This is a genomic window from Stenotrophomonas sp. Iso1 (assembly GCF_027497995.1).
GTDB lineage: Bacteria > Pseudomonadota > Gammaproteobacteria > Xanthomonadales > Xanthomonadaceae > Stenotrophomonas.
Window position 1 is genome coordinate 1 of record NZ_JAODBT010000004.1, and the last position, 24,973, is coordinate 24,973.

Consider the following 24,973-nt stretch of genomic DNA (forward strand, 5'->3'; position numbering starts at 1 on the left):
AGCCGGCTTTTCCGCTTCGTCAACACCTCATTTCGAGGCGGTTGACGCTGCTGCTTCTGCGGCAAACCCGAAGGTCTTTCGTCGAAGCGAGCCGCCTATTATGTCAGGCTTTTCGTTTCCGTCAACACCTTTTTGAGAGGCTGCTGAACTTCAACTTCCTGCCGCTGATGTCCTCTGGAGGACCCCTGCGACGGGGGAGGGAAAGTATGTCCTTCTTTGAGGACTTTGTGAAGGGGTTCGTCGTTTTTTTTCAAACTTTCGCTCTTTGCCCGCCGGGAGGCGCTGTGGGCTGCTTCGCTACACCTTATTAGTGTGCGGAATGCCCACGCAAACCGCTGGCCAGCCAGACCTTCTGCGGCATTGAGACCTGATCGCCCCATCCAACCTCAGCTCCTCCCCACGGGAAGAGGAGCCTTGGCTTGCTTACGACCGCGCTCCTGGCTTGCTGCTACGCCTTAGTTTGCTGCTACCAGCACTACCCGGGCGAACGTGCGCTTGCCAACCTGCAACAACCCTTCAAAACCTGGTTGCAGAATGCGCTGGGCGTCTTCGACGACCTCGCCATCAACCTTCACTGCGCGCTCCTTGAGCTTGCGGGAGGCTTCGGAATTACTGGGCGTGAGGCCCGCCGCGGTCAGCAGGGCGCCGATACGCAGACCTTCGGCCGGCACCGTGACTTCCTGCAACGGCAGCTGGGTGATGTCGCCCTGCCCGGTCACGGCGGCATTCCAGCCGGCGATGGCCTGCTCGGCTGCAGCGGCATCGTGGAAACGGGTGGTCAGCTCACGTGCCAGGCGCAGCTTGATCTCACGCGGATTGATCGTGCCGGCTTCCACGTCGGCGCGCAGTTGCTGGGCTTCGGCAATGGAGATGTCAAAGCTGAGCAGGTCGATCCAGCGCCACATCAAGGTGTCGTCCACCTTCATGGTCTTGGTGACCATGTCGATGGCCGGCTCGCTGATGCCAATGTAGTTGTTCAACGACTTGGACATTTTGTTGACGCCGTCCAGGCCTTCCAGCAGCGGCATGGTCAGCACGATCTGCGGCTTCTGTCCGTAATGCTCCTGCAGGCCACGGCCCATCAGCAGGTTGAACTTCTGGTCGGTGCCGCCGAGCTCGACGTCCGCTTCCAGCGCCACCGAATCGTAGCCCTGCACCAGCGGGTACAGGAATTCGTGGATGGCGATGGATTGCTGGGCGGCGTAGCGCTTGGAGAAATCGTCGCGCTCAAGCATGCGTGCGACGGTGTGTTGACCGGCCAGGCGGATCATGTCGGCCGCGCCCATCTTGCCGAACCACTCGGAGTTGAAGCGGACTTCGGTCTTTTCACGGTCCAGCACATTGAATACCTGCTCTTCATAGGTACGGGCGTTGGCGAGTACGTCGTCCTTGCTCAGCGGCTTGCGGGTGAGGCTCTTGCCGGACGGGTCACCGATCATGCCGGTGAAGTCGCCGATCAGAAAAATTACCTGGTGGCCGAGATCCTGAAACTGGCGCAGCTTGTTCAGCAGCACGGTGTGACCCAGATGCAGGTCGGGTGCGGTGGGGTCGAAGCCGGCCTTCACACGCAGCGGGCGGCCGCTTTCCAGACGCTGGCGCAATTCATCCGCTTTGAGAATCTCGTCGGCGCCACGGCCGATCAGAGCAAGGGCTTCATCAATCGAGGACACGCTAAAACTCCCGGCTTCGCCGTCAAAAACATGAATGGTGTTAAGTACAAGTTAACCACGTTAACCAATCGAAAAGCCATGCAGCTCAATGGTTTGACGCGGTATTGATAGGTGTCTATGTTAACCGCGTTTAGGCCCGCGATCCGGGCCGACCAGAGAACCGACCGATGCCACAATCCGATCACGGCCAAGCGCGCAAGCAGCGCTTCCAGGAACGACTCAACGTCCTGCACGACACCGCCCTGCATCGGAGGCTCAAGCACCATCTGCCGGCTGCGTTCAATGAACGCTGGACCCGGCAACACTGGATCCATGCCAGCCTGTTCGTGACGATTGGCGCGTTGGTTGCGACTATCGTCCCCGGTTTCTCCAACGCCATTGATACATCGCTGCCGTCGTCGCATTCGACGCTGGCATTGCCGCTGCCGGCGCTGTCGCTGGCGCGCATGGGCGAAACGCCCGGCGACAGCTGGCAGATTCTGCGGGTGCAGCGCGGCCAGACCTTGAGTGACCTGTTTGAAGCGGCCGGCGTGCCGGCCACGGTGATGCACCGCGTGCTGGAACACCCGGGCACCCGCGAGGCGCTGACCAAGCTCCGTCCGGGCGCGGAAATCGCCTTCGACCTGCCAGTGAATGGCGCGCTGCGCACCATCCGTTTTGACCGCGATGCCAGTCACCGTGTGGAGCTGGCGCTGCAGGGCGATCAAATCCGCGAAAAGGTGCTGGAGCGTTCCACCAGCACACGCACCGTGGTAACCAGCGGTGAAATCACCAGTTCGCTCTATGCCGCCGCGCGTAGGGCGGGCCTGTCGCCTTCGGCCATCGCGACAATGACCGACGACATCTTCAAATACGACATCGACTTCTCCAAAGACCTGAAGCAGGGCGACCGCTTCAGCGTGGTGATGGACGAGACCTGGCGTGAAGGCGAGCGCATCGACACCAGCAAAGTGCTGGCCGCGACGTTCACCACTGGCGGCAAGACGTACACCGGCTTCCGTTTCGAGCGCAATGGCAAGCCGGAATACTTCGATCTCAATGGGCGGCCGCTGAAGAAGAGCTTCATCCGCTCGCCAATTCAGTTCGCACGGTTGAGTTCCAATTTTGGCTCGCGTCGTCATCCGGTGCTGGGCACGATGCGCATGCACAAGGGCGTGGATTACGCCGCGCGTACCGGCACGCCGATCATGGCCGCTGGTGATGCGCGCGTGCAGTTTGCCGGCGTGCAACGCGGTTACGGCAATGTGGTGATCCTGGACCACGGCCGCGGCCACTCCACGCTGTATGGGCATATGTCGCGCTTTGGCGGCTACCGCACCGGCCAGCGCGTCAATCAGGGCGACATCATTGGCTACGTCGGCTCCACCGGCTTGGCGACCGGCCCGCATCTGCACTACGAATTCCGCGTCAACGGTCAGCACCGCAATCCGCTGTCGGTGACGATGCCGCCGGCCGAGCCACTCAAGGGTGCCGAGCTGGTGGCTTTCCGTGCACAGACGTCACCGGCAATGGCTCGCATCCAGGGCATGGAGCAGTTGATCTATGCCGACGCCGGTACCGCGCCGGAAGATGACAAGCGCACCGCCAGCGCCACGCCGCCGCCAGCCGCCGCACCGGCCAACAAGCGCGGCTGAGCACACCACAATGCGTTGACGCGACGGGCAGGGAGCATGAAGCTTCCCTGCCCGTTGTCTTTGCAGGCCTACCCATGACGCAATGCGATCCACAGCTGCCGTTGTTCCTTGGCCTGATGTCCGGCACCAGCGCCGACGGCATTGATGCGGCGCTGGTGCAGTTTCCAGAACACGGGGGGTGCCGCTTCGTGCAGGGGCAAACGTATGCATGGGACGCGCCGACGCGACAGGCCTTGATCGCACTCGGCCAAGGCCGCGAGCCCGAATCGCTGGACGCGCTGGGACAGCTGGATGCCCGGGTCGGCATCGCCTTCGCCCACGCCGCCAACCAGTTGTTGGATGAAGCAGGCGTGCCGCGCACGCAGGTGCAGGCGATTGGTTCGCACGGCCAGACCATCCGTCATCGTCCGTCGGCCGAGCCTGCATTCACCTGGCAGATTGGGGACGCCAACCGCATCGCCGAGCTGACCGGCATCACCACGGTGGCCGACTTCCGCCGTCGTGACGTGGCTGCAGGCGGCCATGGCGCGCCACTGATGCCAGCCTTCCACCTGGCGATGCTCGGCAGTGCAGATGAAGACCGCGCAGTGTTGAACCTGGGCGGTATCGCCAACCTGAGTTTGATCGGCCGCGATGGCAGCCTGCGCGGTTTTGATACCGGCCCGGCCAATGCCCTGCTCGACGGCTGGTGCCAGCGGCACCTGGGCCATGCCTTCGACGCCGACGGCGCATTTGCCGCCAGCGGCCAAGTGAACGAAGCACTGCTGGCGCGGTTGCTGGCCGAACCGTGGTTCGCCCTGCCCCCGCCCAAGAGCACCGGGCGCGAGCAGTTCCACTTGGAATGGGTGGAAGCGCAGCTGGGTACCGACATGATCGCCCCGGCCGATGTGCAGGCGACGTTGCTGGAGCTGACCGCAGCGACCGTAGCCAATGCGCTGCTCCTGCATCTACCGGAGGTGCGCCGCGTGTTGGCGTGCGGCGGAGGTGTACGCAATCGGCAGCTGTTGCAGCGTCTGCAGTCGCGTTTGCCGGGCGCCTTGATTGACTCAAGCGCCGTGCACGGTCTGGACCCGGATTACATGGAGGCGATGGGGTTTGCGTGGCTGGCGCATGAAACGCTGGCCGGACGGCCGGGAAACCTGCCCAGCGTCAGCGGCGCGCGAGGGTTGCGGATTCTAGGGGCGATTCACCTGGCGTAAGCGCGGGAATTACCGGGATCGAGGTTGCTCCGGCCTTAGCAGCGGGCTTTGGCTGCTACTCAAAGGCAAAAGCAAAAAACGCCCTCCTCCGCCCTTCGGGCCCCTTCTCCCGCTTGCGGGAGAAGGGCGTCGTCCGTGCACCGCGTGTTAATTACGGGCTGTCGCCCGCCGGCAGCGCGCGCAGCGCCTGGATGGCCTCGGTCAGGGCGTCCACTTCGCGGTTCTCGAAGCCGTTGCGTACTTCGTGTTCACTGGCGAACAAGCCCTGCTCCAGCAGCATCAGGCACGTGTGTTCACGCGTCCACCCACGCGCCACGGAAAGGCGGCGGATACGTTCAAGCAAGAGCGGGTCGATGTCCCGCAAGATCACGTCGGCCATGTCATTCACATCAGCTGTCCGGTAGATCCCCCGTCCGCATGATCAGTGAGGTGGGCGCTGGATTCAATCGCGCCCACCTTTTGCCATTCAGACTGACCGGTTGACCTGGGTAGTGGCGTCTACCTCACGGCGCAACCACCACGCCATCAGCAGCCCCGGAATGCCGACGACCACCGACACCAGGAAGAACACCTTCCAGCCATAGGCATCAGCCAGCACGCCGGCAAATGGGCCGACAAACACTCGCCCCAGCGTGGCAAAAGCCGATAGCAGCGCGTAATGCGTCGCCGAGAATCGCGTGCCGCATAGGCCGCTAAGCAACGCCACGAACGCCGCCGTTCCCATGCCGCCGGCGAAGTTGTCCAGGCTCAGCGCGAACAACAGCAGGCTGTCCATCGGCGTAGGCGTATCCAGATGCACGATCAGCAGGCTGAAGGCCGGCACGTTCAGCGTGCCCCAGGCGCCCGCGCCTTCGCGTGCCAGCAGGTAGAAGCCGAGATTGGAAACCAACTGCAGCACGCCGAAAGCGATGACCGCCGTGGACAACCGCAACCGCAGCAGGAAGAAGCCACCGACGATGGCCCCGACAATCGTCATCAATAGACCAATGGTCTTGTTGGCCAAGCCGACTTCCGACTGGCTGAAATGCATGCCCTTGAGCAGAAATGGCGTGGACAGACTCAGTGCGAACGCATCGCCCACTTTGTACAGCACCACCAGGGCCAGGAACGCCCCCGCACCCCGCATGCTGAAGTAGCTGCGCAGTGAGGCGTTGAGCGTTTCAAAACGCACCCAGCGGGTGACACTCAGGCCCAGCAGCATTGCCGCGGCAATCTGGGTAACGACGAATACCAGCCGCACCCAGCGGTCGCTGCTGTCCGGGTCCAGCCCAAGCAGCACCAGCAACTGGTGCGCCAACCAGGCACCCACGCCCACACCGACTACCAGCGCCAGGAAACCACGCAGCTCGCCACCGGCCTTGGATACCGGCGCCTTGAAGCGCTCGGGCAGCGCGGGCATCAACAGCAATGCCAGTACGCCAACAGCAACCGACAGCCCCGCCATGACCTGGTAAACCTGCGGCCAGCTCTGCCATTGCTCGGCCCAGATCAGGGTGATGCCGCCAGACAACACCATCGCCAGGCGATAGCCCAGCACCGTCAGCGAACCGCCCAATCCCCGCTCGGACGGCTCCAGCAGATCGGTCCGGTAGGCATCGATCACCACGTCCAGCGTCGCCGACAGACACGCCACCAAGACCGCCACCGACGCAAACAACGCCAGGTTGCGCGCTGGCGACAGCGTACTCATCAACAACAGCGCCGCACCCAGCACGAACAGCAGCAGCACGATCCAGCCGCGTCGGCGGCCCAGCACTGGCAGATCGAAGCGGTCGATCAGCGGCGCCCAAAGAAACTTGAAGGTGTAGGGAATACCGATCAGCGACAGGAAGCCCAGCGTCACCAGATCCAAGCCGTCCACCGTCAACCACGCCTGCATCGCACCGCCCGTCAGCGCCAACGGCAGGCCGGAAGCAAAGCCGAGCAGCAGGATGACGAACAGGCGCCGCAGACGCTGCAGCCCGCGCGGGGTATCCGCGATGGCTGGGGTCACAGGTCGTAGTCCACGGTGAACGGTGCGTGGTCGGAAAAGCGCTGGTCGCGGTAGATGGAGCAACCGCGCAGGCGTTCACGCAGGCCCGGGGTGACAAACTGGTAATCGATGCGCCAACCAACGTTGTTGGCCCGGGCCGCACCCCGGTTGCTCCACCAGGTGTAGTCCTGGCCTTCCGGGTGCAGCGCGCGGTAGGCGTCCACCCAGCCACGTCCCGTCGCCGGGTCGCATTGATCCGGAAGATCGGCGCACAGCCCATTCAGCCAATCGCGCTCCTCGGGCAGGCAGCCGGAATTCTTCTGATTGGATTTCCAGTTTTTGATGTCCAGCGCGCTGCGGACGATATTCCAGTCCCCGCACAGCACGTAATCGCGGCCACTGGCCAGCCATTCGTCCAACAATGGCCGCAGCCACTGCATGACCTCGAACTTGAAGCCTTGGCGCAGTTCGCCCGAGGAACCGGAGGGAATATAGAACGAGACCACGCTGAGGTTGCCGAAACGGGCTTCGATGTAGCGGCCTTCATCGTCAAACGGCGCCCAGCCCAGCCCGGTGCGGACTTCGTCGGGCTCACGACGGCTCCAGATGGACACCCCGCTGTAGCCCTTCTTGGTGATGGCATCGCGGTAGAAGCAATGGTGGCCGTCCGGCCGGAACAGCCCATCGGTCAGCTGCGACTCCTGCGCTTTGGTCTCCTGAATACACAGCACGTCGGCCTGCTGCTGCAGGAACCACTCGCTGAAACCCTTGGTGGTGGCCGAACGAATCCCGTTGGCGTTGAAGCTGATGATGCGCATGGAAAACCACTGACAGACCTGTGATCGGCACAGCATACCGCCCACGCCAGCATTCCCCGAAGCCATGCTTTACCCTAGTAGCCTTCATAAGACGACAAGAAAACGTATTTACATGAGCGATCACCGTTCCCGCTTTCTGCAGCTGGCGCTGAATGCCGACGCGCTGCGCTTTGGCCAGTTCACCCTCAAGTCCGGCCGCGTGAGCCCGTATTTCTTCAATGCTGGCCGTTTTGACACCGGCCTGGCGCTGTCCCAGCTGGGCAACTGCTATGCCGATGCCATCGAATCGGCCGGCATCGCCTATGACCAACTGTTCGGCCCGGCCTACAAGGGCATCCCGCTGGCCACCGCCATTGCCTGCGAGTTCTCGCACCGTGGCCGCGACCTGCCGCTGACCTTCAACCGCAAGGAAGCCAAGGACCACGGCGAAGGCGGCACCCTGATCGGCGCCGACATGGCCGGCAAGCGCATTCTGATTGTCGATGACGTGATCACCGCCGGCACCGCCATCCGCGAGGCGCTGGACATCATCCGTGCTGCCAACGGCATCCCGGCCGGCATCGTGGTGGCGTTGGATCGCCAGGAAATCGCCTCCGAGCAGGACAGCCGTTCGGCCGCCCAGTCCGTGGCCGCCGAAACCGGCATCCCGGTGATTGCCGTGGCCAACCTGGCCGACCTGCTTGCTTTCGCCTCCGGGAACCCGGAACTTGTGGGTTATCGGGAACCGTTGCTGGCCTATCGCGCCCGCTACGGGAGCAATCCAACCGGCTGACAGCAGGGGCTGCCATGACGCCAATTTCTTCCAAGACCGGGGTTGCCGCGGGCCTGCTGATGCTGGCCGCGCTGGCATTGCCGGCAATCGCACAGAACAAGCCTGAGGCCGCCGCCAAGAAGCTGTATTGCTGGGATAACGCGCGCGGCGAACGCATCTGTTCAGACACGTTGCCGGCAGAAGCGGTGAACAGTGCGCGTCAGGAGTTCAATGCCCGCAGCGGTCTGCGCAGCGCCGAGGTGGGACGCGCGCTCACCAGCGAGGAACGCGCCGATGCCGCACTGGCCCAGGCGCAAGCGCAGGTAGACGCCGCTGCGGTCGAAACCCGCAAGCGTACCGAGCAGGCGATGTTGTCCACCTATGGCAGCGAGGATGCCTTGCGCCGTGTGTTCAACGAGCGCACCGCCATCGTCGACAACAACATCAAGACCGCCAGCTATAACGTGACCAGCCTGCGCGAAGCGTTGGCGGCACAGTTGCTGTCAGCCGGCAATAAGGAACTGGCCGGGCAAAAGGTGAGTGACAAGCAGGCCGAAGAAATCCGCCAGCGTCACAACGAGCTATTGGCGCAGCTGCGCCTGCAGACTGCATTTGAGCATCAGCGGCAAACGCTGGAAGTGGAGATTGCCGAAACTCTGGCGCGGTACCGTGAGTTGAAGGGGATTACCCCGGCAGGTACCGCCGTTGCGCCTTCTTCGCCGGAGGCGGTGAAGGGCTGAGTGGCAAGACAACGCGTGGTTCTAGAAAACGGCCTTCAGGCCGTTTTTTTTTGTGCGATGCCGAAGGTTTTGCTGCTCTTTGTAGCCTGGGCAAGCGGAGCGAACTCGGGGATTTCATCGCGAAACCCTGACAACCGATGAGGTTCCGGATACCCCTTGTGTGTTCGGGCGACGAGCGCCTGTCCAGAGGCGCGCCCTCCTCCGCCCTTCGGCCACCTTCTCCTGCGCACGAAGTGGGGAGTGTCCGACCTCCGTGATGACGGAACGCCCGCTACCGCCACCGGCCCGCTCGCAGGGAACGCCACCACGTTGCCCGCCCTGCCCTTTTCTACGCCTCGATCCACATTTTTATGGCGTTTTTACGCCATTGCCACGTCCAAGGCGTCGAACGTTTACGGCCTGCGGGAGGACGATGCCGTCCCTGATCGGGGCATTGGCGACGTGCATGCGTCGCTGCCCCGCCCGTCCATTGACGTGATGTTCCGGCCCCGCCGGAACCCGTCCCGATATCGAGGTTTCCATGCCCGGCTGGCTTTCTTTGTTGTGCGGTGTGGTGGTGCTGATCGCCGCCGCCTATCTGCTGTACGCGGTCCTGCGACCCGAGTCGTTCTGAGGAGCATGCCGTGACCGAAACTCTTGTCATCCTGCTGACCAGCATCGCGCTGGCCTGGCCATTGGGCCTGTATCTGGCGCGATTGATGCGCGGCACGCCGATGCGTATCGACGTGCTGTTCCATTGGATCGAAAAACCGCTGTATCGCGTGCTGGGCGTGGACCCCAACCATTCCATGTCCTGGCGCGGTTATGTGCTCGCGTTCCTGATCAGCAACCTGGTGCTGGCCGTGCTCACCCAGACGGTGTTCATGACCCAGGCCTGGTTGCCGCTCAATCCCGACAACATCCCCAACCTGCGTTGGGATACCGCACTGCACACGATGGTGTCGTTCCTCACCAACACCAATCAGCAGCACTACAGCGGCCAGGCGCAGCTGTCCTACTTCTCGCAGATGACCGGCATCACCGGGCTCCAGGTGATTACGCCGATGATGGGGCTGGCCCTGGCGGTGGCAACGTTGCGTGCGTTGTTCGCAAAGGCACCCACGTCCGTTGAAAGTGGTGCCCCGGTGCGGGTGACTGTCGGCAATTACTACGCCGATGTGGTGCGCCTGTGCCTGCGCTTCCTGCTGCCGTTGTGCCTGCTGTGGACGCTGTTGCTGACCTGGCAGGGCGTGCCTTCCACATTGGCGGCCGGTCCGCAGGCCACGCCGATCGATACCAGTGCCGGCATGGAAACGCAGAAAATTCCACTCGGCCCGGTGGCGGCGATGGTCGCGGCCAAGCAGCTCGGCGCGAACGGCGGCGGCTGGTATGGGCCAAACAGCAGCGTGCCGCTGGAGAACCCGACGCCCCTGTCCAATGCGCTGGAACTGATCGGCATCCTGCTGATCCCGATCGCCATCATCTTCATGATCGGCAGCTTCACCGGCCGGCGTCGATTCGGCGCCTTGGTGTTCGGCTGCATGCTCGGCATGTCATTGCTGTCCACTTTCGGCAGCCTGTGGCTGGAAGGCCACAGCGCCACGGCGGCCAGCCCCCTGTTGATGGAAGGCAAGGAAACCCGCTTTGGTGCGGAGGGCACGGCGTTGTGGGCCACCCTCACCACCCAGGTGCAGAACGGCTCGGTCAACGGCATGCAGGATTCGATGAGCCCGCTGACCGGCATGGTCTCCCTGGTCAACATGCTGATCGGCGCCATCTGGGGCGGCATCGGTTGCGGCCTTCAGCAGTTCCTCGTCTACCTCATGATGTCGGTGTTCCTGGCCGGGCTGATGACCGGGCGCACGCCGGAATTGTTCGGACGCAAACTGGAAACACCGCAGGTTCGCCTGCTGGCGGTGTTGATCCTGCTGCAGCCGATCACCCTGCTTGGCATGACGGCGCTGACCTTGGCCATCCCCGGGCTGGCTGGCACCTCCAATCCCGGATTCCATGGCATCAGCCAAGTGTTCTACGAGTTCGTCTCTGCCTACGCCAACAACGGTTCGGGCTTTGAAGGACTGGCTGACAACACCGTGTGGTGGAACCTGAGCTGCGCGTTGGTGCTGATCCTGGGGCGCTTCCCCATCCTGATCATTCCGCTGGTCATCGCTTCACAGCTGGCCGCAAAACGCCAGGCACCGCAGAGCGCGGGCAGCCTGCAGATCGAAACCCCGACCTTCGCCCTGACCTTGGTCTGCGTGATCGTCGTCCTCACCGTGCTGCAGTTCATGCCCGCATTGGTGCTCGGCCCAGTAGCCGACCACCTCAGCCTGACGCTGCAGGGAGCCTGATATCCATGAATCCCTCTGTTTCCCCTATCGCTTCACGGCGCCCTGCGCTTCTTGATGCTGCCGGCCTGCGTCGCGCGTTGCTGGAGTCGGTGCGCAAGCTGGCGCCGATGCATCTGTTGCACAACCCGGTGATGGCCATCGTCATGGCAGGCACCCTGCTGGCACTGGTGTTGACGCTGAGTGGTCACGCGCCGCTGGGCTTCGGCTTGGCGGTCAGCGCGATCCTGCTGGTGACCGTGCTGTTCGGCAATTTCGCCGAAGCCGTGGCGGAAGCTCGCGGCCGTGGCCAGGCGGCCTCGCTGCGCCGCGCCCGCCAGGATTTGATCGCGCGCCGTCTGGCGACGGCACTGGTCGGTGCCGCAGAAGACAAGGTGCCCGCCGCCGAGCTGCATCCGGGCGACCTGGTGATCGTCAGCGCCGGTGAGTTCGTACCGGCCGATGGCGAGATCGTGCGCGGCCTGGCCACCATCAACGAAGCTGCGGTCACTGGCGAATCCGCGCCGGTGCTGCGTGAAGCTGACACCGACCGCTCCGGTGTGATCGGCGGCACCAAGGTGTTGTCTGACGAAATCGTCGTGCGTATCACCGCCGAACCGGGTCACAGCTTTCTGGACCGCATGATCGCGCTGGTGGAAGGTGCCAACCGGCAGAAGACACCTAACGAAATCGCGTTGACGCTGTTGTTGGCGGCGATGTCGCTGACCTTCCTGGTGGTGGTGGCGACGCTGCCGACCATCGCAGGATTTGTCGGCGTCTCGCTCGACCCGCTGTTGTTGATCGCGCTGCTGGTGTGCCTGATTCCCACCACCATCGGCGGGCTGCTGCCGGCCATCGGCATCGCCGGCATGAACCGCGCGTTGGCCGCCAATGTGTTGGCCAAATCCGGCAAGGCGGTGGAAGTCGCCGGCGACGTGGATGTGCTGCTGCTCGACAAGACCGGCACCATCACTTACGGCGACCGCCAGGCCACGGTGTTCCATCCGCTGGCCGGTATCGATGCAGCACAACTGCGCGAAGCCGCCCTGCTGTCGTCGTTGGCCGACCCGACGCCGGAAGGCAAATCCATCGTGCGCCTGGCGCGTGAGCAAGGCTGTTCAACTGCAGAGCCCGAGGTCGCGGATTACCTGGCCTTCACCGCGCAAACCCGCATGTCCGGTGTGGACCTGGACAGCGGCCGACGCATCCGCAAGGGCGCCTCCGATGCCATCGTCGCGCATGTGCTCGCACTCGGCGGCAACGTGCCCAATGAATTGCAGGCGCGCGTAGACCAGGTGGCGCGTGGTGGCGCCACGCCATTGGTGGTGAGCGAAGGCCGCCATGTACTTGGCGTGGTGGAACTGGCCGACGTGGTCAAGCACGGCATGCGCGAGAAATTCGCGCAGCTGCGGGCAATGGGCATCCGCACGGTGATGATCACCGGCGACAACCCGCTCACCGCCGCCGCGATTGCTGCCGAAGCCGGCGTGGACGATTACATCGCCCAGGCGCGGCCGGAAGACAAGCTCGCCCGCATCCGCGCCGAGCAAGCTGACGGTCGGCTGGTGGCGATGGTCGGCGACGGCACCAACGATGCGCCGGCACTGGCGCAGGCCGACATCGGTTTGGCGATGAACTCCGGCACGCAGGCGGCCAAGGAAGCCGGCAACATGGTCGACCTGGATTCGGACCCGGCCAAGCTGTTGGCCGTGGTGGAAGTGGGCAAGCAACAGCTGATTACCCGAGGCGCGCTGACCACGTTTTCGTTGGCCAATGACGTCTCCAAGTACTTCGCGATCCTGCCGGCGTTGTTCGCAGCGGCCATCCCGTCGATGGCGGCGCTGGATGTGATGCAGCTGTCCAGCCCACGCAATGCGGTGCTGTCGGCGCTGATCTTCAATGCGCTGGTGATTCCGGCCTTGATCCCGCTGGCACTGCGCGGTGTGCGCTTCCGCCCGGCCACGGCAACCGCGCTGCTGCGCCGGAACATGCTGGTGTACGGGCTGGGCGGCGTGCTGTTGCCGTTCGCGGCCATCAAGGCCATCGACCTTCTTCTCGCTCTGGTATTCGGCGTATGAACCGCTCAATGAAAACGTCCATCTCCCGCGTTCGTAATCCGCTGTGGCGCCCGGCTATCGGCCTGTCGCTGTTCGGACTGCTCGGCACCGGTCTGGTCTATGCACTGGCCGCCACCGGCGCGGCCGGCACGCTATTCCCGGCACAGGCCGATGGCAGTCTGGTCCGCGATGCGGATGGCACGGTGCGCGCATCGCTGCTGGTGGCGCAGCCGTTCACCGGCGACGGCTATTTCCAGACGCGTCCCTCCGCCGCCAGCTACGACCCAATGGCCGCGGCCGGTAGCAACATGGCACGCAGCAATCCCGACCTGATCAAGCGTGTCGCCGAAGCCACCCAGGCCGTTGCCACGCGCGAAAACATCGACGCGTCGAAGGTGCCGGGTGAACTGGTCACCCAGTCGGGCAGTGGCATGGACCCGGAGCTGTCGCCTGCAGCCGTGCAGGTGCAGGTGGCGCGTGTAGCGCAGGCGCGCGGCTGGCCGCAGGCACGCGTGCAGACATTGCTGGATGCACAACGACAGGCCCGCCAGTGGGGCGTGTTCGGCCAACCACGCATCAATGTGATCGCACTCAACCGTGCGCTTGATGAGGCCTCGCATGCACCCTGATGCGCCATGCACCGGCGACAGCGCACAATCGCGGCCATGAACGATTCCCGCAGCCGTCAGGCCAACGCATTGGTGGAAGGTCTGCAACGCGAAGCCGGCGGCAAACTGACGGTTTTCCTCGGCGCCGCGCCCGGCGTCGGCAAGACCTTCAGCATGCTCACCCGCGCCCAGGAACAACTGCGGCGCGGCGTGGACGTGGCCGTGGGCCTGATTGAAACGCATGGCCGCAGCGATACCGCCGCGCTGCTGGATGGCCTGCCAACCATTCCCTTGCGTGAGGTGGACTATCGCGGCCATCACCTGAAAGAGATGGATCTGGATGCCGTGCTCACACGGCATCCCGTGCTCGTACTGGTGGACGAGCTGGCACATCGCAATGCCCCCGGCAGCCGACATGAACGGCGCTGGCAGGACGTGATGGAGCTGCTCGACGCCGGCATCGATGTCTGGACAACGATCAACATCCAGCACCTGGAAAGCCTCAACGACGTGGTGATGCGCATCACCGGCGTGCGCGTGAGCGAAACCGTGCCCGATGTAGTGTTCGACCGGCTGCACGACATCGTGCTGGTGGATCTGCCGCCCCGCGAGCTGATCGAACGCCTGCAGCAGGGCAAGGTCTACGTGCCCGAGCAGGCGGCGCAGGCGCTGCAGGCCTTCTTCTCACCGGCCAACCTCACCGCGTTGCGCGAACTGGCCATGCAGGAGGCCGCCGACCGCGTGGACAACAGCCTTCGCGAAGCCCGCGCCGCACGTGGCGAAGGCAATCTGCCGCTGAAGCGGCGTGTGGTGGTCGCGATCGATGGCAGCGGGCAAAGTGAGTATCTGGTGCGTGTGGCGCGACGCATCGCCGAGCGCCGCGATGCGCCGTGGTCCGTGGTTACCGTGCAACACCGGCGTCACGATGAAGCCACTCGGCGCGAAATCGATGCCGCATTCGCACTGGCCCGCCGGCTCGGTGGCGAGGCCGAGCTGCTGCACGGCCCCGGCATTGCCGATGTGCTGCTGGATTACGCCGCACACAACGCCGTGTCCACGCTGGTGCTGGGCCGCACGCGCGAGCGTCCGCTGGCACGGCTGTTCAACCAGACCCTGACCCAGCAGTTGATCCAACGCGGCGCGCACTACGAAATCACCATCATCAGCACCCCGCAGGCACGTGCGAAAGCACGCCGGATGGGCCTGTCATTGCCACCGGACGGTTGGAGCAAAGATGCATCAACCGCGGTACTGGCCACGGTCATCGCCTGCGTCGCGGCGTGGCTGGGCGAGCACTGGATCGGCCTGAGTGACCTGGCGATGGTGTTCATCGTCGCGGTGGTGCTGGTAGCGGCGCGTACGCGCATGAGCGCCGCCGTGCTGGCAGCGACGCTGTGCTTCCTGGCGTACAACTTCTTCTTCATCGCACCGCGCTTCACGTTCGCGATCAGCGCGCGTCAGGGCGTGATCACCGTGTTCCTGTTTCTCGCCGCCGCATTGGTGGCAGGTCGCTTGGCCTCGCGGTTGCGCATGCAGGTGGTGGCCCTGCGCGCGGCCAACCGCCACGCCAACCTGCGCCAGGCACTCGGACGGCAACTAGCCGCCGCCGTGGACAACGCGCAGGTGGCGCATGCTGGGCGAGTCGCACTCGAACAAGCATTGGATTCGCCCGCCTGGGTGCGGGTGGCGCACGACATCAGCACCAGCGGCAGCGCGGCGCCGGGCGACACCGATCTGGCCGCCGCTGACTGGGCCTTGCGCCACGGGCAACCCGCGGGCCGTTTCACCGACACCCTGGCCGGTGCCGGCTGGTGGTTCCTGCCCTTGCTGGATGGCGAAGGTCGCGGCATCGGCGTGACCGGCATGCAGTTCAGCCGCCAGCATCCACGGCTTGCACCGGAACAACGGCAGCTGGCGGAAGCGATGGTCGATGACATCGCCCAGGCCGTTCTACGCACGCGGCTGGTGGCCGACCTGGAAACCGCACACCTGCACAACGAAACCGAACGGCTACGCTCCGCGCTGCTGTCCTCGGTATCGCACGACCTGCGTTCGCCGCTGGCGGCGATGATCGGCTCGGCTGACAGTCTGTCCAGCTATGCCGACGCGATGGATGCCGACGACCGCCGTGCCCTGCTCGACACCATCGTGGTCGAAGGCGAACGGCTGGATCGGTACATCCAGAACCTGCTGGACATGACCCGGCTCGGCCACGACGGCCTCAAGCTCAGCCGTGACTGGATCGGTGTGGACGAACTGATCGGCTCGGCCGCACGGCGCCTGCAGCGCTATCAGCCCGACGTGCTGCTCAAACTCGATATCCCGCACGACATGGCACCGATCTGGGTGCACCCGGCGTTGATCGAGCAGGCCGTGTTCAACGTGATGGAGAACGCGACCAAGTTCTCCCCCAGCGGTGTCCCGGTGGAAGTGCGCGCACGCCTGCACGAGGGTGAACTGTGCATTGAGGTGATCGACGAAGGCCCGGGCATTCCGGACGCCGAGCGTGCACGCATCTTCGACATGTTCTACAGCGTGGAACGCGGTGACCGCGGCCGCCAAGGCACCGGGCTGGGGCTGACCATCTGCCAAGGCATGATCGGCGCGCACGGCGGCCACGTTGAAGCACTGCCGGGTCACGACGGACGCGGTACGCTGGTGCGCATGACCTTGCCCCTGCTCCAACCACAACCGGAAACCCCGCACGACGATGGTTGATACACCCGCCATTCCACCGCCGCGTGTGCTGGTGATTGACGATGAAGTGCAGATCCGTCGCTTCCTCGATATTTCACTGCGTGCGCAGGGCTACGCGGTCAGCCAGGCCGCCAACGGCACCGAAGGCCTGCAGCGGCTGGCCGAAGAAAGTGCCGACCTGGTGATTCTGGATATCGGCCTGCCTGACATCGAAGGCCATGACGTGCTCGCCGAACTGCGGCAATGGAGCCAAGTGCCGGTGATCATGCTCAGCGTGCGCGCGGGCGAAGCGGAGAAGGTGCGTGCGCTGGACAACGGTGCCAACGATTACGTGACCAAGCCATTCGGCACGCAGGAGTTGATGGCGCGCGTGCGTGCCCTGCTGCGCAACCGCAGCACCGACAGCGAAGGCCAGGTGCCATTGTTCGATGATGGTTGTCTGCATATCGACCTGGCACGCCGCGAAGTGCGCGTGCAGGGTGAGCCGGTGGCACTGACCCGCAAGGAATACGCCTTGCTCGCATTGCTGTTGCGCAATGCCGGGCGAGTGGTGACACAGCCACAGATCCTGCAGGAAATCTGGGGGCCGACGCATCGGCATGACACGCATTACCTGCGCATTCTGGTCGGACGGCTACGCCACAAACTGGGTGATTCGGCGCTGGAGTCGCGTTACCTGTTCACCGAACCGGGCGTTGGCCTGCGCTTTGGCGGCGCTTGAAGCGCGGCGTACTCGCCTTCTCACCATTCACATCGCAGGTTCCCTAAAACAGAAGGCCGCCCATGCAAACGATGGACGGCCTTCTGTACTCCAAACCGCATCAACGCATCAGAACGTCAGCTCGGTCTCCGCCGGCAACACCTGACGCAGCTGTTCGCGGAACACAGTCTTGATGCGTTCCAATGCGGCTTCATCATTGGCCTCGAAGCGCAGCACCAACACCGGCGTGGTGTTGGAAGCACGCACCAGGCCCCAGCCATCGTTGAAGTCGGCACGCAGCCCATCAATGGTGGAAATGCGGGCGCTGGCAAACGGTGATTCCTCCGCTTGGGCGGCGGCAACAATCAACGCCACCTGTGCATGCTGCGTGCCTTCGGTCACCGCTACCTTCAGCTCCGGGGTGGAGATCGCATCGGGCAACTCATCCAGAATTTCCGACGGTGTTTCATCGCGCTGCGCCAGGATTTCCAGCAGGCGTGCGGCTGCATACAGGCCGTCGTCAAAACCGTACCAACGCTCCTTGAAGAAGAAGTGGCCGCTCATTTCGCCGGCCAGTTCGGCATCGGTCTCGCGCATCTTCGCCTTCATCAGCGAATGCCCGGTCTTCCACATCATCGGGCTGCCGCCGTTGCGCAGGATGTAGTCAGACAGCTTGCCGGTGCACTTGACGTCGTAGATCACCATTGCGCCCGGGTTGCGGGTGAGCACGTCGGCGGCAAACAACATCAGCAGGCGATCGGCATAGATGATCTTGCCTTCCTTGGTGACCACGCCAAGACGGTCGGCGTCGCCATCGAAAGCCAAACCGATGTCCGCGTCGAAGCGCTTCACCGTCTGCACCAGATCCTGCAGATTGTGTGGATCGCTGGGGTCCGGGTGATGGTTGGGGAAGGTGCCATCCACATCGCAGTACAACGGAATGACCTCTGCACCGATGGCTTCCAGCAGCTGCTGCGCCACCGCACCGCCCACGCCATTGCCCGCATCGGCCACCACCTTGAGCGGGCGGTCCAGTTGCACGTCATCGGCGATGCGCTGTACGTAGTCGGCAATGACCTCGCGCTGCTGCAGGCTACCGGGGCTGTCCGTGTGCTGCAGGCGGCCCTCGTGAATGCGCCGGTACAGATCAGTGATGGCATCGCCAGAGAGTGTTTCGCCGCCAATGACGATCTTGAAACCGTTGTAGTCCGGCGGGTTGTGGCTGCCAGTCACCGCCACGCAGCTACCCGCGCGCAGGTGATAACTGGCGAAATACACCACCGGCGTCGGCGCCATGCCGATGTCGATGACGTCGCAACCGGCACGGCGCAGGCCTTCGATCAAGCCTTCGACCAGTTCCGGCCCGGACAGCCGGCCATCACGGCCCACCACCACGTCACGCAGCCCCTGCGCCTGCATCTCGCTGCCGATGGCATGGCCGATCAGCGTGGCGACATTGGCAGTCAATTCGCTACCGACCACACCACGGATGTCGTAGGCGCGGAAAATGCCCGGCACCACGGCCTCAGCACCCGGCTCCGGGCGCGGTGCTTCGTCGTCAGCAGCGCGCGCCGACGTCACGACCGGCAGCGGCTCGTGCTGCAAGGATTCCTGCAGGGTCAGGCCACTGTCCTGCACACCGTCATCCTTCTTGCGCAGCACCGCCAGCGTGCTCAGTCGCTTGCGGCCGAACAGCAGCAACAGCGCGGTGGCGGCCAGCAACACGGTCACCAGCGCGCCGGAGATCAACCCCAAACCCAATGGACTTTCGGCCACGTTCGGAAGCTCGGCCACCACGCGCAGGCCGGTTTCACCGACCGGCCTGGCCAGCGCATCGGCGCTACTGCCGAGTTCGCTGTTTCCCTTCTGCACGATGGTGAAGGCGCCCTGACGCAGGCCAAGGAAGGCGCGTGACGGGGAATCAATCGAATCGAACACGGTGGTCAACCGGGTCAGCGGTTGGCGGATGTAGATCACCGCCACCTTGCCCTGCAGCTGCACCGGTGCGGCCAACCCCAGGCGCGGACCGCCGTTGTCACGCACCACGCGCGCGACCGGCTTGTTCTCGGCCAAGGCCAACTCCAGTAGGGCCAAGCGCGAATAACCGAAGCCTGCCGGGTCGGCGTAGGCCGGGGCCAGCGTGGCATCCAGCACCTGCGCGTCTTCCACGCCGGTCCACTTCTCGCGTACCGCCAAGGCGGTGGCAGCGGCGTCGCCGTTGGCCAAAGCCGCCTTTACCGGCTCCAGTGCCAGCTGCTTGCTGAACTGTGCGGCCTGCGCGTTGACCGCGCCCTGCACGTCGGCGACCGCCTGGTCGCGGGCCTGCTCCAGTGCGACGGCAGCGCCGGATTGCAGCCACTGGTTGACCGTGCTCCAGCCAAACCACGCCGCCAACAACAACAGCAGTACCGCCAACAACGGTGTTGAACGACCCAGCGAGACGCTCGGGCGCCCGCTCTCATTCCCATGGCTCATTGCGATTTCCCCTGTCAGCGCACCCCGGTGTGGCCGAATCCACCCGTTCCACGGACGCTGTCCACGAAAGTATCCACTACCTGCAGGCTCACGCGTGCAATCGGCATCACCACCAATTGCGCGATGCGGTCACCCGGCTCGATGGTGAAAGCGTCACGGCCACGGTTCCATACGCTGATCAGCAAGGGGCCCTGATAATCCGCGTCGATCAGGCCAGTGCCATTACCCAACACGATGCCGTGGCGATGCCCCAGCCCCGAACGCGGCAATACCACCGCGCACAGGCCCGGGTCGGCCACATGAATGGCAATGCCGCTGGGCAGCAGCGCCGCATCACCCGGCGCCAAGGTCAACGGCGCCTCGATGGCGGCACGCAAATCCATGCCGGCACTGGCTTCGGTGGCGTAGGCCGGCAGCGGCCAGGTGTCGCCAAAACGGGGATCCAACAGCTTTACCTGCAACGGCTGCAATGCGGTGTCCTGCCTCATGCGTCCAACCTCTCGGCGATCAAATCCAATAGCTGTTCGGCCAGCTGCGTCTTGGCAGTGCCCGGGAACTCGCGATGGCCGCCGTCCCAGTAGGCGATGGCCGCGTTCTGGTCACTTTCAAAGCCGTTGCCGGCAATACCAACCTGGTTGGCGACGATCAGGTCCAGATGCTTGTCGGCGAGCTTGCCGCGCGCGTACTTCTCCACCTCGTGGGTTTCAGCGGCAAACCCGACCACCAGCTTCAATGCCTGCTCCTGCACGGCCACTTCGGCCAGGATGTCGGCGGTACGCACCAGCTCCAAGGTCAGGGTCTGGGTGCCGGCGGTCTTCTTGAGTTTCTGCGGGGAGACTTGGCGCGGGGTGTAATCGGCCACGGCAGCGGCACCGATGTAGATGTCTGCTGGCAGCGAAGACAGCACCGCCTCTCGCATCTGCGCGGCCGAGCGCACATCGATGCGCTGCACACCGGCTGGCGTTGGCAGCTGCACGGGTCCGCTGACCAGCACCACCTGCGCGCCCTGACGGGCAGCAGCGGCGGCCATGGCGTAGCCCATCTTGCCGCTGGAGCGGTTGCCCACATAGCGCACCGGGTCCAGGTCTTCATAGGTAGGACCGGCGCTGATCAGCACCCGCATGCCGTTCAGCCGGCCGGGCTTGGCCGGTGCCTTGGGCCCGAGATTGGCGGCCAGCGCGGCCACGATGGTGGACACCTCACTCAGCCGACCCGGGCCGGATTCACCCTCGGCCAGTGGGCCGTCTTCCGGCCCGATCACCTGCGTGCCGCGCTCGCGCAGCAAGGTGATGTTGGCCTGGGTGGCCGGGTGCAGCCACATGCGATGGTTCATTGCCGGGCACACGGTGAGCGGTGCGGTGGTGGCCAGACACAATGTGGTCACCAGATCATCCGCGTTGCCGTGGGCCAGTCGCGCCAGCAGATCGGCGGTGGCCGGGGCGACCACGATGCGGTCGGCCCAGCGCGCCAGCTCGATATGGCCCATCGCCTGTTCGGCACTGCTGTCCCACAACGTGGTGCGGGTCGGGTTGCCGGACAGGGCCTGAAAACTGAGCGGGGTGACGAACTGCTGGGCGCCGGCGGTCATCGCCACCTGCACGAGGGCGCCCGCGTCCCGCAACCGGCGTACCAGCTCCAGCGATTTGTAAGCGGCGATGCCGCCGCCCACGCACAACAGCAGCTTTTGTCCCTCCAGCGGCCGATGGGGCGCCTGAGTTGTCGGGGAATCGCTGGTCACGAGTGGAGTTCCTAGCTGCAAAAGAACGATTAGCTTAACCGAAGGGTTTGTCAGGGCCGATGCCGCTTTTGGTCATGAGCGTCCAACCTTTGGCAATGCATATACGAGACTGGCCACGCGCTGAACGCCCGCGTGAAAAGCTACTGGCACAAGGCGCTGGCGCACTTTCCGATGCGGAGTTGCTGGCCATTTTCCTTGGCTCCGGGCTACGCGGCTGTGATGCCGTGCAAACTGCCCGCCAATTGCTGCAGCAGTACGGGCCGCTGCGCGCCCTGCTCGACTGCGAGGCAACGGTGCTGGCGCAACTGCCCGGCCTGGGTCCAGCCCGTGCCTGCGCCTTGCGAGCGGCGCTGGAACTGGGCCAGCGTCACCTGGCTGCTGCACTGGAACGCGGCGCCAGCCTCACCGATCCGGATTCGGCCGGCCGCTACTTCGCCCAGCGCCTGCGTCACCGGCCTCAGGAGGTTTTCGCGGCTTTGTTCCTGGACACCCGGCACCGGGCGCTGGCGTTCGAGGAACTGTTCAGCGGCACGCTCGACAGCGTCCAGGTACACCCGCGCGAAGTGGTGCGTCACGCACTCGCCCACAATGCCGCCGCGGTGATCGTTGGCCACAACCACCCGTCCGGGAACCCTGAACCCTCCGCGGCCGACCGCGCCATCACCGCCCGCCTGCGGCAGGCACTGGAACTGGTGGACGTACGCCTGCTGGACCATTTCGTCGTCGGCGACGGCCCGCCGGTGTCGCTGGCGGCACGCGGCTGGGTCTGAACGGCAACCGCGCCCCGGCAAACCCCCGTTTTGACATTCCTGACTCGCGCCCACGCAGAGCCGGGGCGGGCAAGCCACTGGTCAGGTAAAATGGTCAGTTCCGCGCTTCAAGCAGAATAGTCACGTGAAAGCCCAACTCCGCGCCCTCATCGGCCAAGGCATCGAAGCCTTGCGCGCCAACGGCACTTTGCCTGCCGACACCCTGCCGCCGGATTTCGTGGTCGAACGACCCAAGACCCGCGAACACGGCGACTTCGCATCCAACGTCGCGATGCTGCTGGCCAAGGCTGCGCGCAGCAATCCGCGTGCGCTGGCCCAGGCGCTGCTTGAAGCATTGCCGGCCAGTGCCGACATCACGCATGTCGAAATCGCCGGCCCGGGCTTCATCAATTTCAAACTCGCCCCAGCCGCCTACCAGCGTGAAGTGGTCAGCGTGCTCAAGGAAGGCGAGGACTACGGCCGCAACCTGAGCGGTAATGGCCGCAGCGTAGGTGTGGAATACGTCTCGGCCAACCCGACCGGCCCGCTGCATGTCGGCCACGGCCGCGCTGGCGCCATCGGCGACTGCATCGCCCGCGTGCTGGAAGTCAACGGCTGGAACGCCAAGCGCGAGTTCTATTACAACGACGCCGGCGTGCAGATCGAAAACCTGGCCAAGTCGGTGCAGGCGCGTGCGCGCGGCTTCAAGCCGGGCGACGAACAGTGGCCGACCGAGGCCTACAACGGCGAATACATCGCCGATGTGGCCAAGGCCTACCTCACCGGCCAGACCGTCGAGCTGGAAGGCAGCCAGGTGATCGGCACCAAAGACGCCGAGGACATCGATTCCATCCGCCGCTTTGCCGTGGCGTACCTGCGCAACGAGCAGAACCAGGACCTGGCCGCGTTCGGCGTGGATTTCGACATCTATTTCCTGGAAAGCTCCCTGTACAAGGACGGCAAGGTTGCCGAAACCGTGCAGCAGCTGATCACCTCGGGCCACACCTACGAGGAAGGCGGCGCGCTGTGGCTGCGCTCCACCGATTTTGGTGACGACAAGGACCGCGTGATGCGCAAGTCCGACGGCACCTTCACCTACTTCCTGCCGGACGTGGCCTACCACCTGAGCAAGTGGCAGCGCGGTTACGAGCGCGCCATCACCGAACTCGGCGCCGACCATCACGGCTCGCTGGCGCGCGTGCGCGCCGGCCTGCAGGCGCTGGACCTGGGCATCCCCAAGGGCTGGCCGGAATATGTGCTGCACCAGATGGTGACAGTGATGCGCGGGGGCGAGGAAGTGAAGCTGTCAAAGCGTGCCGGCAGCTACCTGACGCTTCGCGACCTGATCGAAGAAGTGGGCAGCGATGCGGTGCGTTGGTTCCTGATCGCGCGCAAGCCCGATTCGCAGCTGACCTTCGACATCGACCTGGCCCGCCAGCAGAGCAACGACAACCCGGTGTTCTACGTGCAGTACGCGCATGCCCGTGTCTGCTCGCTGCTGCGCCAGGCGCAGGAGAAAGGCCTGGACTACAAGCAGGCCGATGGACTGGCGTCGCTGTCGCAGCTCAACGACGAAGCGTCGCTGGAACTGATGAACGAAATCTCGCGTTACCCGGAAGTGGTGGAAGCGGCTGGTATCGCGCTGGAACCACACCAGGTCGCGCAGTATCTGCGTGAATTGGCGCACGCTTTCCACACGTGGTATCACGGCACGCAAGTGCTGGTGGACGATGCCAGCGCGCGCAATGCCAGGCTCACCCTGGCCTGCGCCGCGCGGCAGACGCTGGCCAATGGTTTGGGCATCCTGGGCGTGAACGCCCCGGAAAAGATGTAAGTCAAGGAGACGCAGTAAACATGGCAGCACGACGCGGCAAAACGCAGGCGCGACGCAACAGCGGCAACGGCACACCCGCCTGGGTGTGGCTGGTGGCCGGTGCGGCGATCGCAGCCGTGGTGTTCCTGGCGGCACCCAACCTGTTCAAGAAGGACGGGGATGGCTTCCTGCGAGTTGGCCCGCAACCCAATCCGGATGCCCAACCGGCACCGGTAGCCGATGCCGACATCGATGCCGGCGTGGAAGCGCCCAAACCGGCTACACCGGGCAGCGTCAAGCCAGAGGACAAGCCGGCCACGCAGTACGACTTCTACACCCTGCTCCCGGGCACGGAAGTGCAGATGTCCGATGCCGAGCTGGCTGCCAGCGCGCGCGCCGAGGAACAACGTCGCACGGCAGCCGCCCGTGCCGCTGCGGCAGCCACGCCGCCAACGGATGCCCAGCGCGCGCAGGCAGCGCTGGAAGGCCGCCCGCTTCCGGCAGCCGTCGCAGCGCTGCCGGCACCGGTCAGTGAAACCGCACGCCGACCGGCGCCGGTGACTGAAACCGCGCAGTCGCGCCCCGCCGCAACCACGCCGGCTCCGACACAGGTCGCCAGCGCCCAGCCAGCGCCCAAACCGGCAGCAGCAACGCCTGCGGCGGCACCGGCCGAGAACGTGCGCTACATCCTGCAGGCAGGTGCTTTTGGTGCTTCTGGTGATGCCGAAGCCACCAAAGCGAAGCTGGCCATGATGGGCTTGGCCGCCCGTGTGGAATCGGCGCAGATCAACGGCAACACCGTGTACCGCGTGCGCATGGGCCCGTATGGCACCGCCATCGAACTGGCCGAGGCCAAGTCCAAGTTGGACGGCAGCGGTTTGCAGGCGATGGCGATCAAGGCGCAGTAACTGCTTTGCCGGTTTTGATTGAGAAAGGCCCGGCAATGCCGGGCTTTCTTTTTGGTTGTTTGACGGTGGATCGAAGCGCGTTACCCCAGACTTGAAACCAGGGACGCCCAATCCCCCGGACTTCCGATGGCCCTCTCC

20 protein-coding genes are annotated in these 24,973 nt (G+C 64.6%); 13 read left to right on the forward strand and 7 right to left on the reverse strand.

The features are described from left to right. Positions 1-455: 455 nt before the first annotated feature. Positions 456-1,670: a tyrosine--tRNA ligase gene (tyrS, locus tag PAN08_RS15090; protein ID WP_269792345.1), complete on the reverse strand. Its 1,215-nt coding sequence runs from the start codon at positions 1,668-1,670 to the stop codon at positions 456-458. 167 nt (positions 1,671-1,837) lie between these two features. Here tyrS and PAN08_RS15095 point away from each other — a divergent pair, with 167 nt between their 5' ends. Together PAN08_RS15095 and PAN08_RS15100 are read left to right on the forward strand one after the other, a co-directional pair. Beyond that, a complete protein-coding gene (locus PAN08_RS15095) occupies positions 1,838-3,304 on the forward strand; it encodes a peptidoglycan DD-metalloendopeptidase family protein (RefSeq protein ID WP_269792346.1) in 1,467 nt (488 codons plus the stop codon). Positions 3,305-3,378: 74 nt separating this feature from the next. Next, on the forward strand, positions 3,379-4,503 hold the full coding sequence (locus PAN08_RS15100; RefSeq protein WP_269792347.1) for an anhydro-N-acetylmuramic acid kinase: 1,125 nt from the start codon (positions 3,379-3,381) through the stop codon (positions 4,501-4,503). Positions 4,504-4,654: 151 nt separating this feature from the next. Here PAN08_RS15100 and PAN08_RS15105 read toward each other — a convergent pair whose 3' ends face one another. From PAN08_RS15105 to PAN08_RS15115, 3 genes are all read right to left on the reverse strand, one after another. Next, positions 4,655-4,882, reverse strand: coding sequence for a hypothetical protein (locus tag PAN08_RS15105; RefSeq protein ID WP_269792348.1), 228 nt, complete (start codon positions 4,880-4,882; stop codon positions 4,655-4,657). Positions 4,883-4,969: 87 nt separating this feature from the next. Continuing rightward, entirely contained in the window at positions 4,970-6,496 is a 1,527-nt protein-coding gene (locus tag PAN08_RS15110) for an MFS transporter (protein ID WP_269792349.1), read from the reverse strand. Continuing rightward, positions 6,493-7,293: an exodeoxyribonuclease III gene (locus tag PAN08_RS15115; protein WP_269792350.1), complete on the reverse strand. Its 801-nt coding sequence runs from the start codon at positions 7,291-7,293 to the stop codon at positions 6,493-6,495. Before PAN08_RS15115 ends, PAN08_RS15110 begins: the two co-directional genes overlap by 4 nt. A gap of 112 nt (positions 7,294-7,405) precedes the next feature. On the opposite strand from PAN08_RS15115, the gene pyrE reads away from it, so the two are divergent. The 8 genes from pyrE (at position 7,406) to PAN08_RS15155 (ending at position 17,173) form a co-directional block, all read left to right on the forward strand. Then, positions 7,406-8,065 carry an orotate phosphoribosyltransferase gene (gene pyrE, locus PAN08_RS15120; RefSeq protein ID WP_269792351.1) on the forward strand — a complete coding sequence of 220 codons (660 nt, stop codon included), beginning with the start codon at positions 7,406-7,408 and terminating at the stop codon, positions 8,063-8,065. Positions 8,066-8,079: 14 nt separating this feature from the next. Beyond that, positions 8,080-8,784: a hypothetical protein gene (locus tag PAN08_RS15125; protein ID WP_269792352.1), complete on the forward strand. Its 705-nt coding sequence runs from the start codon at positions 8,080-8,082 to the stop codon at positions 8,782-8,784. Between the two features lie 520 nt (positions 8,785-9,304). Further along, complete coding sequence (locus PAN08_RS15130) at positions 9,305-9,397, forward strand: potassium-transporting ATPase subunit F (RefSeq protein ID WP_057635969.1); 93 nt, start codon at positions 9,305-9,307, stop codon at positions 9,395-9,397. Positions 9,398-9,407: 10 nt separating this feature from the next. After that, complete coding sequence (kdpA, locus tag PAN08_RS15135) at positions 9,408-11,114, forward strand: potassium-transporting ATPase subunit KdpA (RefSeq protein ID WP_269792353.1); 1,707 nt, start codon at positions 9,408-9,410, stop codon at positions 11,112-11,114. 5 nt (positions 11,115-11,119) lie between these two features. Next, positions 11,120-13,168: a potassium-transporting ATPase subunit KdpB gene (gene kdpB / locus PAN08_RS15140; protein ID WP_269792354.1), complete on the forward strand. Its 2,049-nt coding sequence runs from the start codon at positions 11,120-11,122 to the stop codon at positions 13,166-13,168. 8 nt (positions 13,169-13,176) lie between these two features. Next, positions 13,177-13,776: a potassium-transporting ATPase subunit KdpC gene (kdpC, locus tag PAN08_RS15145; protein ID WP_269792355.1), complete on the forward strand. Its 600-nt coding sequence runs from the start codon at positions 13,177-13,179 to the stop codon at positions 13,774-13,776. 36 nt (positions 13,777-13,812) lie between these two features. Beyond that, the gene (locus PAN08_RS15150) at positions 13,813-16,473 is read left to right on the forward strand and encodes a sensor histidine kinase KdpD (protein ID WP_269792356.1); all 2,661 of its coding nucleotides are present in this window, start codon (positions 13,813-13,815) and stop codon (positions 16,471-16,473) included. Beyond that, complete coding sequence (locus PAN08_RS15155) at positions 16,466-17,173, forward strand: response regulator transcription factor (RefSeq protein ID WP_269792357.1); 708 nt, start codon at positions 16,466-16,468, stop codon at positions 17,171-17,173. Before PAN08_RS15150 ends, PAN08_RS15155 begins: the two co-directional genes overlap by 8 nt. A gap of 108 nt (positions 17,174-17,281) precedes the next feature. Here PAN08_RS15155 and PAN08_RS15160 read toward each other — a convergent pair whose 3' ends face one another. From PAN08_RS15160 to coaBC, 3 genes are read right to left on the reverse strand one after another with little or no spacing between them, the layout of a single operon-like run. After that, entirely contained in the window at positions 17,282-19,627 is a 2,346-nt protein-coding gene (locus tag PAN08_RS15160; RefSeq protein WP_269792358.1) for a phosphomannomutase/phosphoglucomutase, read from the reverse strand. A 14-nt stretch (positions 19,628-19,641) separates the two neighbouring features. After that, positions 19,642-20,115, reverse strand: a complete 474-nt coding sequence (gene dut / locus PAN08_RS15165; protein ID WP_269792359.1) for a dUTP diphosphatase — start codon at positions 20,113-20,115, stop codon at positions 19,642-19,644. Continuing rightward, the gene (gene coaBC, locus PAN08_RS15170) at positions 20,112-21,365 is read right to left on the reverse strand and encodes a bifunctional phosphopantothenoylcysteine decarboxylase/phosphopantothenate--cysteine ligase CoaBC (RefSeq protein ID WP_269792360.1); all 1,254 of its coding nucleotides are present in this window, start codon (positions 21,363-21,365) and stop codon (positions 20,112-20,114) included. Before coaBC ends, dut begins: the two co-directional genes overlap by 4 nt. Positions 21,366-21,460: 95 nt before the next feature. Between coaBC and radC the strand changes: the two genes are divergently transcribed. The 3 genes from radC (at position 21,461) to PAN08_RS15185 (ending at position 24,835) form a co-directional block, all read left to right on the forward strand. Continuing rightward, entirely contained in the window at positions 21,461-22,135 is a 675-nt protein-coding gene (gene radC / locus PAN08_RS15175) for a DNA repair protein RadC (protein ID WP_269792646.1), read from the forward strand. 124 nt (positions 22,136-22,259) lie between these two features. Further along, complete coding sequence (argS, locus tag PAN08_RS15180; protein WP_269792361.1) at positions 22,260-23,948, forward strand: arginine--tRNA ligase; 1,689 nt, start codon at positions 22,260-22,262, stop codon at positions 23,946-23,948. A gap of 20 nt (positions 23,949-23,968) precedes the next feature. Then, on the forward strand, positions 23,969-24,835 hold the full coding sequence (locus tag PAN08_RS15185; RefSeq protein ID WP_269792362.1) for an SPOR domain-containing protein: 867 nt from the start codon (positions 23,969-23,971) through the stop codon (positions 24,833-24,835). Positions 24,836-24,973 lie beyond the last annotated feature (138 nt).